Origin of the sequence: uncultured Pseudomonas sp. (assembly GCF_913777995.1) — a bacterium.
In the GTDB taxonomy this organism is placed as follows: domain Bacteria; phylum Pseudomonadota; class Gammaproteobacteria; order Pseudomonadales; family Pseudomonadaceae; genus Aquipseudomonas.
The window spans coordinates 1-16,449 of record NZ_CAJYVE010000009.1; the positions used below are offsets into that span (position 1 = coordinate 1).

Below are 16,449 nucleotides of genomic sequence, written 5' to 3' on the forward strand. Positions count from 1 at the left end.
GTTGCAGGCAAAGCGGTCTTTTTGGAAGTATTCTTGCTCATGGTCTCGCCCTCGCTGTCGCTGACATCTATAGGATGCCACCGTGGCGCATAGACGCCTCGGCGGGGGCGAGTCCATCCAATTACCACCAGTATTGCGGTTAACGCGGCCCAGACCAGTCACTGAGCAGAACCCGGTCCGCCTCAGTCGCGCAGGTCGGATTCATGGATCGGCTGGTCGCGGTGGGTGGCCCGCTGGTACTGCGCCGGCCAGACCGCCTGGCGGCTGCCCAGGTCGTCATCGGCGTGCAGCGCCCAATACGGGTCGCGCAGCAGTTCTCTCGCCAGCAGGATGATATCGGCCTGCCCGGTGCGCAGAATGTGCTCGGCCTGGGCGGGTTCGGTGATCATGCCCACGGTGCCGGTGGCGATCTCCGATTCCTTGCGGATGCGTTCGGCGAAACGTGTCTGATACCCCGGCCCCACCGGAATCTCGGCATTGACCGAAGTACCGCCCGACGAGACATCGATCAGGTCAGCCCCCAGCGCCTTGAGGCGCCGCGCCAGTTCCACGGTTTCATCCGGGTTCCAGCCGTCCTCGACCCAGTCGGTGGCCGAAACACGGACGAACAGCGGTAGCTCGGCCGGCCAGACTTCGCGCACCGCCTCGGTGACCTGGCAGGTCAGGCGGATGCGGTTTTCGAATGACCCACCGTAACGGTCGTTGCGCCGATTGCTCAATGGCGAAAGGAATTGATGCAGCAGGTAGCCATGCGCGGCATGCACCTCGACCACCTTGAAGCCGGCCGTCAGGGCACGCCGGGTGGCGGCGACGAAAGCATCGATGACGTCGTTGATCTGGTCCGCGCTGAGGGCCTGGGGGGCGACGTGCTCAGGGTCGAAGGCGATGGCCGACGGCCCCCAGGGCTGCCAGCCGCCCTCCTCGACCGGCACGTTGCCGTGCTTGCCCAGCCAGGGCCGCCAGGTACTGGCCTTGCGCCCGGCGTGGGCCAGCTGGATCGCCGGCACCGCGCCTTGGGCGGTGATGAAACGGGTAATGCGTTGCAGCGGGGCGATCTGCTCGTCATGCCACAGGCCAAGGTCCTGGGGTGTGATCCGTCCGTCGGCGGTCACTGCAGTGGCCTCGGTGAAGACCAGGCCGGCACCGCCCACTGCACGACTGCCCAGATGGACCAGATGCCAGTCATTGGCCAGCCCGTCGACGCTGGAGTACTGGCACATCGGCGAAACGGCGATGCGGTTGGGCAGTTGCAATTGGCGCAGGGTATAGGGTTCTAGCAGCAGACTCATGGCGACCTCTCATGGTGACAGTCAGGCGTCCAGCGCTCCTGGATGGAGGGGAAAGGCCGTACGCGTGGAGCGCACGCGGCGGCCTTTCCTTTCTTCTCAACAAGAGCCTAGTCGACAATCACCGAGGGCACCGGGTTCAGTCTGTGCCCAGCAGGCGCCCCTCCCGGGGTGTCAGGCCGGTAACGCGTTCAACTCGCGCTGCGGCCGGCTGCTGCGCTCCAGCTGCATGCAGCGCTCCAGGAACAGGTACATGTAGTCATAGCTGCGAGTGATGGCCTGGCGCAGCTCGTACTGCTGGGCCTCGGTGGCGCGGTTACCCACCAGGGTGCAGATGATCTCCAGCGCTTCCCAGGGATGCGCATCATCGTACTGGGCGTGCATTTTCAGCCATTTCATGGCCCGCTTGCGCGTGTCGCTTGGAAAGCCCTCGGCATAGACTTCCCTGGAGCAGACCAGCGCCGCCCATTCGCCGGTGGCGCCTTCGATCGCATAATTGGTCGCCGCCATCGCCACGGCGAGGCTGTCGGTGGTGCAGGTCTGCGTGCACCAGTGGCTCAGGGCATGCAGCTCGGGCGCCACACGCTGGGCCTTGAGATCGGCCAGGCTGACGTCGTGGGCTTCACACCAGTGCAGCCAGTAGTCGGCATGGTTGAGTTCGACGCGGATATTGCGCATCAGCCAACGACGCGCCATGTCCTCGCCCGGATGGCGACCGAAGCGGGTCTTGGTGAGGTTATGGGCCATGTACACGGAGAACTGCTCGACCACCGGCCAGCCGCCGATCAGGTACTGGCGCATGACCGCCGGACTCAGCACGCCATCGCGCATCCGCTGGTACAGCTCGTGGCCGACCACCCTGGCCTTGGCCGCGCTGCAGTCATTGATCAATTGCCGTGCCCAGGCTGGGTAACTGTCGGCTTCCATGAGCGGGCCAGTTCTGACGAAAGTATCGGTCACTGTATAACTCCTTTTAATGACGCCTGACTGGCGCTGCATTTCAGTCTGGCCTGGCACGGGTCGATCTCCCGGACAGGCCGGTGCATGTACGTACGGCCTAGGTTTTGTACGAAAAGTGCCTGCGCTCGGCCATGCTGCGTTAAAAACAGGCTGGATCGCCAGCCCGGTGGATCGCCACCCGGTCGGAGTGCTCATTTACTCCAGTAAAGTCGCCCGCGACTCCGACCGTTCCTCGCCTGTTTTGACTCGCTGGCGCTCGCCCTTCGGGTCAGCCTACGGCTGTTACTCGCTTCGCTCGTTGCGCCTTGCCTGACCTTCGCTCGCCGACTTTTCGTACAAAACCTAAGGGCCACAGCGCACGGGTTCCTTGCAGAGGCTTTCGCAGGTCAGCAACTCCGGGCGACCGATCAGGTAGCCCTGGGCGAAGTTTACGCCCATGTCCCGCAATGCCGCTTCGATCACCGGGGTCTCCACGTACTCGGCGATGGTCTGCTTGCCCATGACATGCCCGATATGGTTGATCACCTCGACCATCGAGCGATTGACGGGATTGTCGAGCATGTCCTTGACGAAACTGCCGTCGATCTTCACGAAATCCACCGGCAGGTGCTTCAGGTAGGCGAAAGACGACATGCCCGCACAGAAGTCATCCAGCGAAAACAGACAACCCAGCGCCTTGAGTTCGTTGATGAAGACAATCGCACTGCCCAGGTCGGCGATGGCCGCGGTCTCGGTAATCTCGAAGCAGATCGTCTGCGGCGTCACGCCATGCACACTGAACTGCTCTTTGAGATACCCCAGGAATGCAGTATCACCAATGCTGGCCCCCGACAGATTAATAGCACAAATCGCCCGGGGATCAGGGTGTCGTTCATCGCGCCTGCAATCGGCAATCAGCTGGAACACGCTGCGCACCACCCAGCGATCCAGCGTGGTCATCAGGCCGAAACGCTCGGCGGCGGGGATGAACCGGTCGGGAACCACCAGCGAACCGGACTCGTCGCGCAGACGCAGGAGAATCTCGATGTGGCGAATGTCCTGGCCGTCGCGGCCAAGGGCGGCGATTTCCTGCGCGTAGAGGCAGAAGCGGTTTTCTTCCAGGGCTCGATGCAGCCGCTGGATCCAGGCCATCTCACCTGAACGCAATGACAACGCCAGGTCGTCGGGTCGGTACAACTGCACGCGGTTGCGGCCTTTTTCCTTGGCCATGTAGCAGGCCAGATCAGCGGCCCGCAGCGCATCCTCCTGACTGGCAGAGGTATCGTCGATCAGCACCACGCCAATGCTTGCGGTGGTCACCAGCGGCTGGCCTTTCCAGACGAAGCCCAGCCGCTCGACGGTGGCACGCAGGTCTTCGGCGATGCCCAGAACCGCCGATGCGGCGCAATCATGCAGCAGGATGGCGAACTCATCGCCGCCCAGGCGCGCCAGGGTGTCGCCATCGCGCAGCCCCGCCGCCATTACGCTGCACAGATGGCGCAGCAGGCTGTCGCCGGCGGCATGCCCGTAGCTGTCGTTGATCAGCTTGAACTGGTCGAGATCCAGCAGAATCAGGGCGCGGCCGGCGCCGCCGGGTATCGGCTGCCTGAACAGCTGTTCGAGCCGGTATTCGAATTCGCTGCGGTTCACCAGGCCGGTCAGCGGGTCATGCGCGGCCTGCCAGGACAGGTTCGCGATGTACTGGCGCTCTTGGGTCAGGTCATGCAGCACCAGCACCGTGCCATTGATGCGGCCTTCGTTGAGGATCGGCGAACCGACCAGCGCCACCGGCACGGTGCTGCCATCCAGGCGCTGGATAAGCTTGCAGTGCACGCTGCCGCGCTTGAGCCGGCCTTCGAGGATGTGCTCGATAAGCGTCGAGCTGTCGCGCCGGGCATGTTCGTCGAGCAGGTTGAACAGCGCCGCGAGCGGCATACCGGTCGCCTGCCGGTCCTGCCAATGGGTCAGTTGCTCGGCCGCCGGATTCAGGTAGACGATGCGCCCCTCCACATCGGTGCTGATCACCCCCTCCCCGATCGCCTCCAGCGTGACTTGGGCACGCTCTTTCTCCAGTTGCAGGGCATCGGCCACCCCACGGCGCATTTCCAGCAGCTTATGGGTCCGCCACAGGGCCAGGGCAACGAGGGTCAGCGCACTGCACAGGTTGACCACGATCAGCACCCGCAATAGCAGGCGCGAACCCTGGCCTAGCGCATCACTGAAGGCCTTCGCCGCAGCGGTGAGCTGAGCGTTGAGGCTTTCGATCTGCGCACGCCAGGCGGCGACCTCCGGCAGGCTGGGCGGCCCATCGGCAATACGTGCCCGCATGTGCTCGGCGAGCGCGTCGAGCTGCCCCAGCAAGGTATCGCCCAGCTCCCAGCGCTGCAGGGCCTCGCGCATGATCCCGGTGTCACGGAAGTTACGGTACAGCCAGATGATGCCGGGAACGTCGTCAGGGTGGTTGCCACCTTGCAGAATCGCGGCGCGCGCCGCTTCGAGATCGGCTTCGGGGCGATCCAGAGCCTCACGCAGGTGATGCACGCCCTGGGGCACGGCCATGGCCTGCCGGTAGCGGGTATAGTCACCTTCATCCTGGCTGAGGGCGTAGAGGTCCAGCGCATGAACGGCGTCTTTCTGGCCCTTCGACCACAGGCTTTCCCCGCCCACGTAGCTGCGCATCGTCGACAGCATGTACAGGCTGAAACACCCCAGCAGCATCTGCAACAGAGCCACCAGGATGAACGGCCACACCAGCCCCGTGAGACGGGGCTTGGCCAATTGACGCACTGGCTTCATGAACGGCTTCACCGACTGCAAGACTGATGATTCCGGGCGGTACAGACTCACTGCCCACGATTTTCGTACACAGATTAGGCGCTGTGCGGCAAGTCAGCGAGTACACAACGTGACCGGCATGACGAGCATCACACCGACCCGCCGCTGGACACCGGGCAGCACAAGCACATGAAAAGCCGTCACACCTGTTGCAGGTGCCCGTAGAGCCGTGCGTACAGGCCCCCCTCAGCGATCAACTGCTGATGATCACCGTCTTCGGCGATACGCCCGCCATCGAACACCAGCACCCGGTCGGCCTGTTTAACGGCGGAAAGCCGATGGGCGATGATCAACGTGGTACGACCCTGCAGGAAACGCCCCAGCGCCTGATGCAAGTTGTATTCGGTGGCTGCATCGAGGGCCGAAGTGGCTTCATCGAGGATCACCACCTTGGGCTCGGCGAGCACCATACGGGCGATGGCCAGGCGCTGGCGCTGGCCGCCGGAGAGGCGCACACCGGAGCGCCCGACCACGGTGTCCAGCCCCTGCGGCATGCTGCGCACGGTGCCTTCCAGCTGGGCGATCTGCAACGCCCGCCAGCAGGCTTCGTCCGTGGCGTCGCGGCCCATGGTCAGGTTGGCACGCACGCTGTCGTTGAACAGCGCAGGATGCTGCAGCACCACCGCAACGTGCTCACGCAGCGACTCCAGCCCAATCTCTTCAAGTGTCGCCTCGCCAAAACGGATACTGCCGCTGTCGGCGCTGTAGAGGCCCAGCAACAGCTGCACCAGGGTGCTCTTGCCGCCGCCACTGGCGCCGACGATGGCGACCTTCTCGCCGGGCGCGATGCTCAGGTTGAGCTGGTCGAGGACCCGCTCGGCGCCGTAGCCGAAACTCAGGCCACGCACCTCGATACCCACGGTCTGGCGGCCCGCGAACGGCGCGGCGCCACCCGCATAGCGGGGTTCGTCGGTGCGCGCCAGCAACTCGTTGATGCGCGCCAGGGCCCCGCCAGCGGCGTACCAGGCGTATTGCAGATTGAGCAGCTGTTCCACCGGGCCGATCATGAACCACAGGTAGCTGAACACCGCCAGCATCTGGCCGATGGACAGGTCGGAGAACAGTACGGTGAGCATCGCTGCGGCGCGGAAGATATCGATGCCGAACTGGAACAGCAGCGCGCTGGCACGCCCCGAAGCATCGCTTTTCCATTGCGAATTGACCGCGTAGTCGCGCACTTCACGGGCGCGCTGACCCAGACGGCCGAGGAAGAAACCCTGGCGATTGCTGGCACGCACCTCCTGGATGGCTTCCAGGGTTTCACTCAAGGCTTCGGTAAAGCGCGAGGTGCTGTCGTTCTCCAGCTTCTTGAGGTGCTTGACGCGCTTGCCCAGGCGCACCGTGGCGAAGATCACCAGCGGGTTGAACAGCAGGATCAGCAGCGCCAGCTTCCAGTGCATCCACACCAGGATCGCCGCCGTGCCGGTGAGGGTCAGCATCGCCACCAGGAAGCGGCTGAGGGTTTCGCCGATGAACTTGTCGAGGGTGTCCAGATCGGTGACCAGATGCGTGGTCACCGTACCGCTGCCGAGGCTTTCGTATTCGCGCAGGGCAATACGCTTGAGGCGTTCGATCAGGCGCAGGCGAATGCGATACACGATGTCCTTGGACAGCCGCGCGAACAGCCGCGCCTGCAAGACGTTGAAGGCCAGAGCGCCCAGGCGCAGCAGCAGCGTGGCGAAGAGCATCAGGCCGATGTAGCCGACAGCCTTGTGCAGGCTCTCCGGCAACAGGTGATTCATGAAGCGCAGCGCGGCGTCGCCATGACCGAGCAGTACTTCGTCGACCAGCAATGGCAGCAGCAGGGGAATGGGCACACTGCACAGCGTGGCAAGAATGGCGACGCCGTTGGCGCTCCACAGCGCCTTCTTGTGGCGCAGCACCAGGGCGCGGATATACGCCCAGTCCAGCCGGTCGGTGGCGCTCGATGTGGCGTCGACCGCGGCCGGTTCGCCGGCTGGCTCAGGCACTGGCAGCACGCTCCAGCCAGCGGCCGAGCAAGGGGGCCAGGGCCTCCACGGGCTGATAACCGTTGGTCAGCAAAGCGAGCTGGCCGTTACGCTCAGCCAGCAGGGTGGGAAATCCGGCGATACCCAGGCCCTGGACCCAGGCGAAATCCGCCGCCGTGGCGGCCTTCAGCTCGGCGCTGTCGAAGCTTTCGGCGAAACGCTGGCGATCGAGGCCAGCCTGCTCGGCCAGACTCGCCAGCAGCGCTGCCTGGGTAACGTCTTCGCCCTGGACATAAAACGCTTCCTGGATCAGGCCCAGCAGGCGCCAGGCTGCCAGCGCGTCGAGCTGCCGTGCCGTCACCAAGGCCCGGCAGGCCGGCGTGGTGTCGTAGACGAAGCCGTCGGGCAGCGCGCCTTCGAAACGAAACGGCTGGCCGGTGGCCTGGGCCACCGCCTGCCAGTGGTCGAGCACGTAGCGCCGGGTAGAAGCGTCCAGCGCCGTGTCGTTGGCCCGCAGGCCGCCGGCCACCAGGTGCACAGGCAAGCCGCTATCCGCCGCCTGGCGCGCCAGAGCCTCGGCCACCGGCGCGAAGCCCCAGCACCATGAACACATCGGGTCCATGACATACACCAGGCGAGCGGACATGGCTCAGGCCTCCGTTTCAGATGGCTGCTTATAGTTGTAGCCGATCGGGTGCGGCTGGTTGCGCGCCTTGGCCAGTTCGATCTGCTTCTGGCGGTCGATGGCGCTGCGCCGAGTCTTCTCGCTCAAGGTGTCCCAGCAGTGCGGACAGCTGATGCCGGGGCTGTAATGCTCGCTGGCACGGTCTTCGACGCTGATCGGGTTGCGGCAGGCATGGCACTGGTCATAGTCGCCTTCGCTGAGGTCATGACGCACGGTGACACGGTTGTCGAACACGAAGCAGTCGCCCCGCCACAGGGTCTCGTCCTGGGGCACTTCCTCGAGGTATTTGAGAATGCCACCCTTGAGGTGATAAACCTCTTCGAAGCCTTCCCCGAGCATGTAGCTGGAGGCTTTTTCGCAGCGGATGCCGCCGGTGCAGAACATGGCCACTTTCTTGTGGACGGAAGGGTCGAAGTTGGCCTTGATGTAGTCGGGAAATTCGCGGAACGTAGTGGTTTTCGGATCGATCGCACCTTCGAACGTGCCAATCGCCACCTCATAGTCGTTGCGTGTGTCGATGAGCAGCACTTCCGGGTCGCTGATCAGCGCGTTCCAGTCCTTGGGCTCGATGTAGGTGCCCACCGCCTTGTTCGGGTCGACGCCCGGCACGCCCAGGGTGACGATCTCTTTCTTGAGCTTGACCTTGGTGCGATAGAACGGCTGTTCATCGCAGTAGGATTCCTTGTGGTCGATGTCCGTCAGGCGCGGGTCGCTGCGCAGCCAGGCCAGCAGGCCGTCGATACCTTCGCGGCTGGCCGAAACGGTGCCGTTGATCCCCTCTTCGGCGAGCAGCAGGGTGCCCTTTACGCCGTTATCGAGCATGGCCTTGAGCAGCGGCTCGCGCAGGGCGACGTAGTCTTCGAGGGTCACGAACTTGTATAGCGCAGCCACGACGATCGGCTGGGTCATCGACGCTTGGGTCATGTAGGTCTCCAGTGGGTGACCCTCGCAAAGGGCCTACCGGGCAAAACGGAAATGAAAACGCGCCGGCAGGGCCTGCGCGGCGCGGATTCTAACAAAATGGTCAGGGGGGAGACAGCAGCGGAAATTGACCTGGGTCAATATCGGTACAGCCCCACCATATTGGGCTGAAGCGCCTTCAGCCGCGAAAGAGCCCTGAAATTCACTGCATCGGCTGTGAACATGAGATCGCTTCGCGGCTCAAGGCCGCCCCTGCCGGCTCGGCAGCGTTCAGGCGTGGCCGCCGGCGCAGGTCGGTGACGCCGGGGCCTGGCCGATGACCGCCCACTCTTCGGGGGTGTAGGTGTGCAACGCCAGGGCGTGGAACTCCTGCATCAGCCCACCCAGCGTGGCATACACCTTCTGGTGGCGCTTGACCGCATTGAGCCCCTGGAACTGCTCGCAGACCAGCACCGCCTTGTAGTGGGTCTCCTGGCCACGGCTGTGCATGTGGCTCTCGTTCAGCACCTCGACGTGCTGCGGCTGCAACCCGGTAAGGGCCGCTTCGATTCGTTGTTGCATGTTCATTTCAGGTGCGTGGCCTCAAGGTTTCTTGGCAGGTGCAGCAGCCTTGGCCGGCTCGAGCTCCGCGCTCATGTCGGCGAGCAGTTTGTTGACCACCGGGCCTGCGGTTTCCAGGCGGCTCTGAGTCAGTTGTACGGACTGCTGGGACAGCTCGGGCATCTTGCTCAGGACCTTCTTGCCCACTGGCGACTGGTAGAAGCTCACCAGCTCCTTGAGCTCGGCCTCGGTGAAGTTGGTGGTGTAGATCTTCACCAGTTCGGGCTTGAGCTTGTTCCAGCCTACGGCCTGGTCCAGGGCGGCATTGGCCTTGGCCTGGTAGGTTTCCAGCAGGGCCTTCTTGGAGGCCGGCGCCTTGGCCTCGGCGAAGCGCTGGGCGAACAGCTGCTGGACCTGGGCGTAGATCGGCGTGGTGAGCTTGTCAGCGTTGGTCAGCTTCAGAAGCGTTTCGGCACTGGCGTTTTGGCTGGCGGTGTCGGCGAGAACCTGACCGCTGGCACAAGCCAGGGCCAGCACGGTGAACATGGCGCGAAGACGGATCATCGGTTTTCCTTTTCGGCAGACGAGGCTTGCGCCTCAAGGCCGATCATTCTGCGCGCATCCTCCCCTCGCCCTCAACCCCCCGGACTTTCCCGGCCCGCCTCATGCGGGGAACCCGCAGGCGTTCCCGACGACTAAACTCAGGTATCTGCCAGGTGCGTCATGCCACCTGGGCAAATGAAGAACCCACAAGGAGCCGTCCAGTGAGCCGTACCGAAACCGACAGCATCGGTCCCATCGAAGTCCCGGAAGACGCCTATTGGGGTGCGCAGACCCAGCGCTCGCTGATCAACTTCGCCATCGGTCGCCAGCGCATGCCGCTGCAGGTAGTACACGCCCTGGCGCTGATCAAGAAAGCCGCCGCGCGGGTCAACGACCGTAACGGCGACCTGCCCGCCGACATCGCCCGCCTGATCGAACAGGCCACCAACGAGATCCTCGACGGCCAGCTCGACGACCAGTTTCCCCTGGTGGTCTGGCAGACCGGCAGCGGTACGCAGAGCAACATGAACGTCAACGAGGTGATCGCCGGGCGGGCCAACGAACTGGCCGGCCAGGGCCGCGGCGGCAAGTCGCCGGTACACCCCAACGATCACGTCAACCGCTCGCAGAGTTCCAACGACTGCTTCCCGACCGCCATGCACATCGCGGCGGCCCAGGCCGTGAAGGACCAGCTGATGCCAGCCATCGCCGCGCTGTCCGACGGCCTGGCCGAGCAGGCCACACGACACATGAAGCTGGTCAAGACCGGTCGCACCCACATGATGGACGCGACACCGGTCACCTTCGGCCAGGAGCTGTCGGGCTTCGTCGCGCAACTGGACTACTCGCGCAAGGCCATTCAGGCTGCCCTGCCGGCGGTCTACGAGCTGGCCCAGGGCGGTACCGCCGTAGGTACCGGCCTGAACGCCCCCAAGGGCTTCGCCGAAGCGGTCGCTTCGGAGCTGGCGGCGCTGTCGGGCCTGCCGTTCGTCACCGCGCCGAACAAGTTCGCAGCCCTCGCCGGCCATGAGCCGCTGGCAGCCTTGTCCGGCGCACTGAAGACCCTCGCCACGACCCTGATGAAAATCGCCAACGACCTGCGCCTGCTGGGCTCCGGCCCGCGCGGCGGCCTGGCCGAAGTGCGCTTGCCGGCCAACGAACCGGGCAGCTCGATCATGCCGGGCAAGGTCAACCCGACCCAGTGCGAGGCGTTGTCGATGCTCGCCTGCCAGGTGATGGGCAACGACGTGACCATCGGCTTCGCGGCCAGCCAGGGGCACTTGCAGCTCAATGTCTACAAGCCGGTGATCATTCATAACCTGCTGGAATCCATCGAGCTGCTGGCCGACGGCTGCCAGAACTTCAACGAGCACTGCATCGCTGGCATGGAGCCGGATACCGCGAAAATGGCCGAGCACCTTGAGCGCGGCCTGATGCTGGTCACCGCGCTGAACCCGCACATCGGCTACGACAAAGCCGCACAAATCGCCAAGAAGGCCTACAGCGAGGGACTGACCCTGCGCCAGGCGGCGCTGGACCTAAGCTACCTGACCGACGAGCAGTTCGACGCCTGGGTACGCCCGGAAAACATGCTCGAGGCCGGCAGCCATGGCTGAAGCCAGGAGCGGCGCAACGCCCCTGGAAGGCAACGGCAAGCGCATTCTGCTGATCTACGGCACGCCGAAGAGCAGCGGCCTGTGCCACGCCCTCGGCGATGCCTACGCCGAGGGCGCACGCAGCCAGGACCATGTGGTACGCAGCCTGAAGCTGGCCAGCCTGCAGTTCGACCCGATCCTGCGCGGCGGCTACGAACAGGGCCAGGTGCTGGAGGCCGACCTGCTGGACGCTCAGCGGCAGATCCACTGGGCCGAGCACCTGGTGTTCGTCTACCCGGTGTGCTGGGGCGGCATTCCGGCCTTGCTCAGCGGCTTCTTCGACCGGGTGCTGACGCCCGGTTTCGCCTTCAAGGTGCATGGCCGCCGGGACCCGGCGAATGAACTGCTCAAAGGCCGCAGCGCCGAACTGCTGGTGACCCTGGATACGCCGCCGCGCTACTTCCGCTGGATCTTCGGCGCCCCGGCACATCGGCAGATGAGCCGCAGCATCCTGGGCTTCTGTGGCATCCGCACCACACGCCTCACCGAGTTCGCCCCAGTACGCGGGGCCAGCGAGGCGCAACGCCAGCAATGGGTACGCCAGGCGCAGCAGTTGGGCGTCAGATAATGGCCCGGGCGGCCTTCCTGGCCCGCCACCCGGACACCAGCGAAGGCACCAGGGCGGTGAACGCCGACCCCACCACCACCAGCAACGCGCCGCCATATCCGAGCAGATTGACCTGCTCGGCCTGCACATGCTCTGGCCAGAGCATGGCCGTGATGGCGACCGTGGCCAGGGTGACCAGCGGCGTAAGCGCCAGGGTCGCACTGACCCGAGAGGCTTCCCAATGCACCAGGGCCTCGGCGAACGCGCCATAGGCCACCAGGGTGTTCAGGCAGCAGGCGGCGAGCAGCAGCAGGTGCACCGGGTCAAGCTGCAGGATCTGCAGCGGATGCGCCCATGGAGTGATCAGCAAGGCGCAGAACAGGTAGATGACCATCATCACCTGGCGGGAATCCCACACGGTCAGCAACTGCTTCTGGCTCAGGCCGTAGAAGGTCCAGACCAGCGATGCCAGCAGGACGGTCAGCACCCCCATGGTGTAGGCACCCAACGAGGTGAACAGCTCGGCCAGGCGCTGATTGAAGAACAGCACGAAGCCGGCCAGCATGATGACCAGCCCTAGCCCCTGCCCCAGGGTGAAGCGCTCCTTGAACACCAGGATGCTGCCCACCAGCAGCATGATCGGACCGGTCTGGATCAACAGCTGGGTGGTGCCCGGGCTCAACAGCTTGAGACCGATCAGATAGAGCACGTAATTGCCCACCAGCCCCAGGACCGCCAGCGCCACCAGCCCTTTACCCTTGTGGCCGAGCGGTTTGAAGCTTGGCAAGCGGCCGATTGCCCGCAACCAGATGAACAACAGTGCACCGGAGACCAGCAGGCGATACCAGGTGACCGTGACAGGGTCCATGAAGTGCAGGACCTGTTTGAGCTTGACGGGCAGAATGCCCCACAGCAGCGCCGTCAAAAGCGCCAGACCGAGGCCCAGCAGCCAGCGGCCGGAAGAGATGTGCATGAGAAGGTTCCAGATTGGCAGAATTGCACGCCGGTCATTCTAGGCAATCGAGCGTTGTGCAGACAGTTACAGCTACTGATGGATGCGTCACAACAGCGCAAGATAAGCGGTTTCAGCCCAAGAAGCCTACAGACCTCGAGCGCTTGAACATACACGTTCAACCATGGTTACGCTGATAGGTATCCTCACCCATCGCCTGGATCTGCCTGTCGATCAACGCCTCGAAGGGGTCGAGCAAGGCCTGGAAGCTGCGTTCGGGCTCCAGCGTTTGCAAGGCCAGCACAATGGACTCCAGGGTCGACAAGGCTTCCGGGCCGGGCGCTTTGCGCAGGCGGTAGCGCGACGCCGGTGCGCCCTGCAAAGAGACTTTCGGCAGTGCCGCCAGCGCCGGGTTGAGGTGCAGCAGTTTGCGCGCCTTGCGCCAGGTGCCATCCGGCACTACCAACAGAAGCGGCAGGTCGTCGTCATTGAATGGCTGCACAGGTATGGCGCCATCGCCCGGAAACAGCAGACACCCCCGATAACCTGGCGGGGTCAGCAACTCGGGCAGATCCTCGAAGATCTCCCCGACGCGCAGTTGCGCATTACGTAGCCCCAACGCGGCGAGCCGCGCCGTATTCAGTGCATGACCGGCTTCGCTGGGGTGCTGCAGGATGAGCACGCGGGTGCGGCTGTCCAGGCTGGGAATCAGGGCGCACAGACAGTGACTGGCAGGGCGTTGGCAGCGCTCGCAACGCGGGCGGGACATCATCGACCTCGATACGTAGTCGGCCTGGCGAGTCAGGCCCGAGCGGCGCAGTCTAGCAGATCGGTCTCGTCCGTCGGGGCTGGCCCAGAGATGCGTCGCGCCTGATATAGCCTGCGCGGGAGTTTCCGGCTGGCGGCGGGGGAAACATGGACAGAGAGCAGGTCAGGCAACGCGTCATGGACGCGCTAGGCATCATTCTGGTGGACAAGTCGCAGATCCGCGATGAGGCGACGCTAGGCGAGCTGATGCTGGATGAAGAAGACGTGAACGAACTGTTCGGACGCCTGGAGCGGACCCTGGAATGCGAGTTTCCGGCATTCTTCAGGAACAAGGCAAGAAGCCGACCTCGGCACGTTTCACTGCCGATGATCGTCGATCTTGTCATGCTGCTGCAGCCATACGGCAAGGCAGATGACGATAAGCCCGGCAAGCCGTGAGGCATCCGGGCATCAGCCCGTCAAACGGTGCGAACCACTGGCCAGCAGTTGGCAGCCCTGGCCGAAGGGCTCATCGACGACGCTGGCGACGGCGCTCGTCGTCGTGTCGTACTGGCACCGGTTGCAATTTGGGCCGCTCGATCAGGCCCAGCGCAACACCGAGGTCATGAAGCCATTCCTGCAATTTACCGTTCATAACGCCCCCTTCAGGGAAAAGCTGGCGACTTACTGATTATCGGCCGCCCCTACAGATTCTAGAGCCCATTGAGCAACTGGCAGGACCTTCAGGTTTCTGACCAGGGCAATGTGACATCTATTGCCGCAATCTTCATCATCGGGCGATGAATGGCCGGTCGCCTGATTGCTGAACGCGCCCTTGCTGAACAGCTAGTCGGGCAGACGCATCAGACCGTCTTCATCGGTCATGGCCCGCTCCAGCAGGTCGCTCGGCAGACTCTTGCTGGCACGAGCGCCCAGCAACCGCAATTGCTCGCTACGGCTGACGAGGTTACCACGTCCCTCGGTCAGCTTGTTACGCGCGGCCGCATAAGCCTTGTCAAGTTGTTGCAGGCGGTTGCCGACCTCGTCCAGGTCCTGGATGAACAGCACGAACTTGTCATACAGCCAACCGGCACGCTCGGCGATCTCCCGGGCGTTCTGGCTCTGTCGCTCCTGCTTCCACAGGCTGTCGATGACCCGCAGGGTGGCCAGCAGGGTCGTCGGGCTGACAATCACGATATGCCGGTCGAAGGCTTCCTGGAACAGGTTCGGCTCAGCCTGCAAGGCGGCGGCGAAGGCCGCTTCGATGGGCACGAAGAGCAGCACGAAATCCAGGCTGTGCAAGCCTTCGAGGCGCTTGTAGTCCTTGCCGGACAGGCCTTTGACATGGTTGCGCAGCGACTGCACGTGCTGCTTGAGAGCCGCCTGGCCGATCACCTCGTCGGCGGCGCCCACGAACTGCTGGTAAGCCGTAAGGCTGACCTTGGCATCCACCACCACCTGCTTGTCGCCCGGCAGCATGATCAGCACGTCAGGTTGGAAGCGCTCACCCTCCGGGCCCTTGAGGCTGACCTGGGTCTGGTACTCGCGCCCCTTCTCCAGCCCGGCATGCTCCAGTACCCGCTCGAGAATCAGCTCACCCCAGTTACCCTGGGTCTTCTGCCCCTTGAGGGCCTGGGTCAGGTTGGTCGCTTCGTCGCTCAGACGCAGGTTCAGCTGCTGCAGCCGCTCCAGTTCCTTGGCCAGGGAAAAACGCTCCCGCGCTTCGTTCTGATAACTTTCCTCGACACGCTTCTCGAAGGACTGAATGCGTTCCTTCAGCGGGTTGAGCAATTGGCCGAGCTGTTCCTGGCTGGTCTGCGCGAAGCGCTGTTCGCGCTCGTCGAAGATCTTGCCAGCCAGCTCGGCGAACTGCGCGCGCAACTCGTTACGTGAGTCCTGCAGGTCATTGAGCCGCTGCTGATGGCCTTCCTGCTGCTCACGCAGTTCCGCCTGCAGCGCGGCACATTGAGCCTCAAGACGACGCAGTTCGGCTTCTCTGGCGCTGCGCTCGACGCTCCAGCCTTCGGCGGCGTCGCGACGGTCGTCGCACTCCTGGCGCAACAGCTCGACTTCTCGGCGCAGGGCCGCCAATTCTGCTTGTCGTGCAGAGTTGGCCTCGCTCAAGTCGCTGACTTCATCGCGGCAGGCATCGAGCTGGGCATTGAGGCCATCCTGGGCCAGTTGCGCCATGTTCAGACGCTCCTCGAGCAACAACCGCTCGGCCTCGCGGCTGGCCAGGCGGCGCTGCAGTTGCCAGGCCAACGCAACCAATGGCACTGCGGCCATGCCAAGCCCAAGCAACAGGCTGTTCAGGTCCAGCGCCATAACGACTCCATGGATGGGATTTCAATCAGCGGCATTATGCGCGAACGCGCAGGGAAGAAAAGCCAAGGCCAGCGCCAACCACCGATATAGAGCGATCACGTGAGGGGGAAACCACTCTACGCCATTTTTCAGCCGCGTAAAGCCCGCTTTACGCCCCCCACAAGACCGGGACAATCCACAGAAGCTGTGGATAACTCAGTGGACAACCCCCCCTCACCCTCCGCAAACGCAGATGGGGTGGGGCTTGCGCTCAAACTGTCGATTTTTTCACCAGGCAAAAAAAAGCGATGTTTTTCATTGACTTATTTACTCGACGAGGTAAATCAAGCCTTTAGCGGTTTGTGTGACAGTGATGTGGCAGCTTCTTGCGCTAATGTGTACAAGGCATGCATACCGGTCACTTGGTTGTCAAAGGGGCGTTACAATTTTGGCTGTGGCGTGCGACACGCCTTCCTCTCTGCAGGTGGACAACAGGCCGTTCATCGGAAAGCAGACGTCAGCCTTGCATGAGCGGAACATTTCCGG

Annotated in this window: 15 protein-coding genes; 3 read left to right on the forward strand and 12 right to left on the reverse strand. The window is 63.7% G+C overall.

Annotated features, from left to right (window positions below; genetic code table 11):
* Positions 1 to 182 precede the first annotated feature (182 nt).
* From QZ497_RS02400 to QZ497_RS02435, 8 genes are all read right to left on the reverse strand, one after another.
* Positions 183 to 1,289, reverse strand: coding sequence for an NADH:flavin oxidoreductase/NADH oxidase (locus QZ497_RS02400; protein WP_295470721.1), 1,107 nt, complete (start codon positions 1,287 to 1,289; stop codon positions 183 to 185).
* Between the two features lie 171 nt (positions 1,290 to 1,460).
* Complete coding sequence (locus tag QZ497_RS02405; protein WP_295470723.1) at positions 1,461 to 2,246, reverse strand: TenA family transcriptional regulator; 786 nt, start codon at positions 2,244 to 2,246, stop codon at positions 1,461 to 1,463.
* Positions 2,247 to 2,588: 342 nt separating this feature from the next.
* A complete protein-coding gene (locus tag QZ497_RS02410; protein WP_295470724.1) occupies positions 2,589 to 5,021 on the reverse strand; it encodes an EAL domain-containing protein in 2,433 nt (810 codons plus the stop codon).
* A 179-nt stretch (positions 5,022 to 5,200) separates the two neighbouring features.
* Positions 5,201 to 7,030, reverse strand: a complete 1,830-nt coding sequence (locus tag QZ497_RS02415) for an ABC transporter ATP-binding protein (protein WP_295470725.1) — start codon at positions 7,028 to 7,030, stop codon at positions 5,201 to 5,203.
* The gene (locus QZ497_RS02420; RefSeq protein WP_295470727.1) at positions 7,023 to 7,655 is read right to left on the reverse strand and encodes a DsbA family protein; all 633 of its coding nucleotides are present in this window, start codon (positions 7,653 to 7,655) and stop codon (positions 7,023 to 7,025) included. The genes QZ497_RS02415 and QZ497_RS02420 overlap by 8 nt, the downstream gene beginning before the upstream one ends.
* Before the next feature lie 3 nt (positions 7,656 to 7,658).
* Positions 7,659 to 8,603, reverse strand: coding sequence for a rhodanese-related sulfurtransferase (locus QZ497_RS02425; RefSeq protein ID WP_295470833.1), 945 nt, complete (start codon positions 8,601 to 8,603; stop codon positions 7,659 to 7,661).
* Positions 8,604 to 8,885: 282 nt separating this feature from the next.
* On the reverse strand, positions 8,886 to 9,182 hold the full coding sequence (locus QZ497_RS02430) for a BolA family transcriptional regulator (protein ID WP_295470728.1): 297 nt from the start codon (positions 9,180 to 9,182) through the stop codon (positions 8,886 to 8,888).
* A 15-nt stretch (positions 9,183 to 9,197) separates the two neighbouring features.
* A complete protein-coding gene (locus tag QZ497_RS02435) occupies positions 9,198 to 9,719 on the reverse strand; it encodes a DUF2059 domain-containing protein (protein WP_295470730.1) in 522 nt (173 codons plus the stop codon).
* Positions 9,720 to 9,919: 200 nt separating this feature from the next.
* Here QZ497_RS02435 and QZ497_RS02440 point away from each other — a divergent pair, with 200 nt between their 5' ends.
* Positions 9,920 to 11,314, forward strand: coding sequence for a class II fumarate hydratase (locus tag QZ497_RS02440; protein WP_295470731.1), 1,395 nt, complete (start codon positions 9,920 to 9,922; stop codon positions 11,312 to 11,314).
* On the forward strand, positions 11,307 to 11,921 hold the full coding sequence (locus QZ497_RS02445) for an NAD(P)H-dependent oxidoreductase (protein ID WP_295470733.1): 615 nt from the start codon (positions 11,307 to 11,309) through the stop codon (positions 11,919 to 11,921). Before QZ497_RS02440 ends, QZ497_RS02445 begins: the two co-directional genes overlap by 8 nt.
* Here the strand turns inward: QZ497_RS02445 and QZ497_RS02450 are convergent.
* Together QZ497_RS02450 and QZ497_RS02455 are read right to left on the reverse strand one after the other, a co-directional pair.
* Positions 11,914 to 12,873, reverse strand: a complete 960-nt coding sequence (locus QZ497_RS02450) for a DMT family transporter (protein WP_295470735.1) — start codon at positions 12,871 to 12,873, stop codon at positions 11,914 to 11,916. The genes QZ497_RS02445 and QZ497_RS02450 overlap by 8 nt on opposite strands.
* A 157-nt stretch (positions 12,874 to 13,030) precedes the next feature.
* Positions 13,031 to 13,621: a DTW domain-containing protein gene (locus tag QZ497_RS02455; protein ID WP_295470736.1), complete on the reverse strand. Its 591-nt coding sequence runs from the start codon at positions 13,619 to 13,621 to the stop codon at positions 13,031 to 13,033.
* A 146-nt stretch (positions 13,622 to 13,767) separates the two neighbouring features.
* On the opposite strand from QZ497_RS02455, the gene QZ497_RS02460 reads away from it, so the two are divergent.
* On the forward strand, positions 13,768 to 14,058 hold the full coding sequence (locus tag QZ497_RS02460) for a hypothetical protein (RefSeq protein WP_295470737.1): 291 nt from the start codon (positions 13,768 to 13,770) through the stop codon (positions 14,056 to 14,058).
* A 70-nt stretch (positions 14,059 to 14,128) separates the two neighbouring features.
* On the opposite strand, the gene QZ497_RS02465 is transcribed toward QZ497_RS02460, so the two are convergent.
* Positions 14,129 to 14,254 (reverse strand): PA1414 family protein, encoded by a 126-nt coding sequence (locus tag QZ497_RS02465; protein WP_295470739.1) that lies wholly within the window; start codon positions 14,252 to 14,254, stop codon positions 14,129 to 14,131.
* Positions 14,255 to 14,445: 191 nt separating this feature from the next.
* The gene (rmuC, locus tag QZ497_RS02470) at positions 14,446 to 15,810 is read right to left on the reverse strand and encodes a DNA recombination protein RmuC (RefSeq protein WP_295470834.1); all 1,365 of its coding nucleotides are present in this window, start codon (positions 15,808 to 15,810) and stop codon (positions 14,446 to 14,448) included.
* Between the last annotated feature and the right edge of the window lie 639 nt (positions 15,811 to 16,449).

Coding starts and splice junctions, on each gene's coding strand:
- QZ497_RS02425 (WP_295470833.1), bottom strand. CDS start 8,603: ATGACCCAGCCGATCGTCGTGGCTGCGCTATACAAGTTCGTGACCCTC.
- QZ497_RS02445 (WP_295470733.1), top strand. CDS start 11,307: ATGGCTGAAGCCAGGAGCGGCGCAACGCCCCTGGAAGGCAACGGCAAG.
- QZ497_RS02430 (WP_295470728.1), bottom strand. CDS start 9,182: ATGAACATGCAACAACGAATCGAAGCGGCCCTTACCGGGTTGCAGCCG.
- QZ497_RS02400 (WP_295470721.1), bottom strand. CDS start 1,289: ATGAGTCTGCTGCTAGAACCCTATACCCTGCGCCAATTGCAACTGCCC.
- QZ497_RS02465 (WP_295470739.1), bottom strand. CDS start 14,254: ATGAACGGTAAATTGCAGGAATGGCTTCATGACCTCGGTGTTGCGCTG.
- QZ497_RS02435 (WP_295470730.1), bottom strand. CDS start 9,719: ATGATCCGTCTTCGCGCCATGTTCACCGTGCTGGCCCTGGCTTGTGCC.
- QZ497_RS02455 (WP_295470736.1), bottom strand. CDS start 13,621: ATGTCCCGCCCGCGTTGCGAGCGCTGCCAACGCCCTGCCAGTCACTGT.
- QZ497_RS02460 (WP_295470737.1), top strand. CDS start 13,768: ATGGACAGAGAGCAGGTCAGGCAACGCGTCATGGACGCGCTAGGCATC.
- QZ497_RS02410 (WP_295470724.1), bottom strand. CDS start 5,021: ATGAAGCCAGTGCGTCAATTGGCCAAGCCCCGTCTCACGGGGCTGGTG.
- QZ497_RS02420 (WP_295470727.1), bottom strand. CDS start 7,655: ATGTCCGCTCGCCTGGTGTATGTCATGGACCCGATGTGTTCATGGTGC.
- QZ497_RS02450 (WP_295470735.1), bottom strand. CDS start 12,873: ATGCACATCTCTTCCGGCCGCTGGCTGCTGGGCCTCGGTCTGGCGCTT.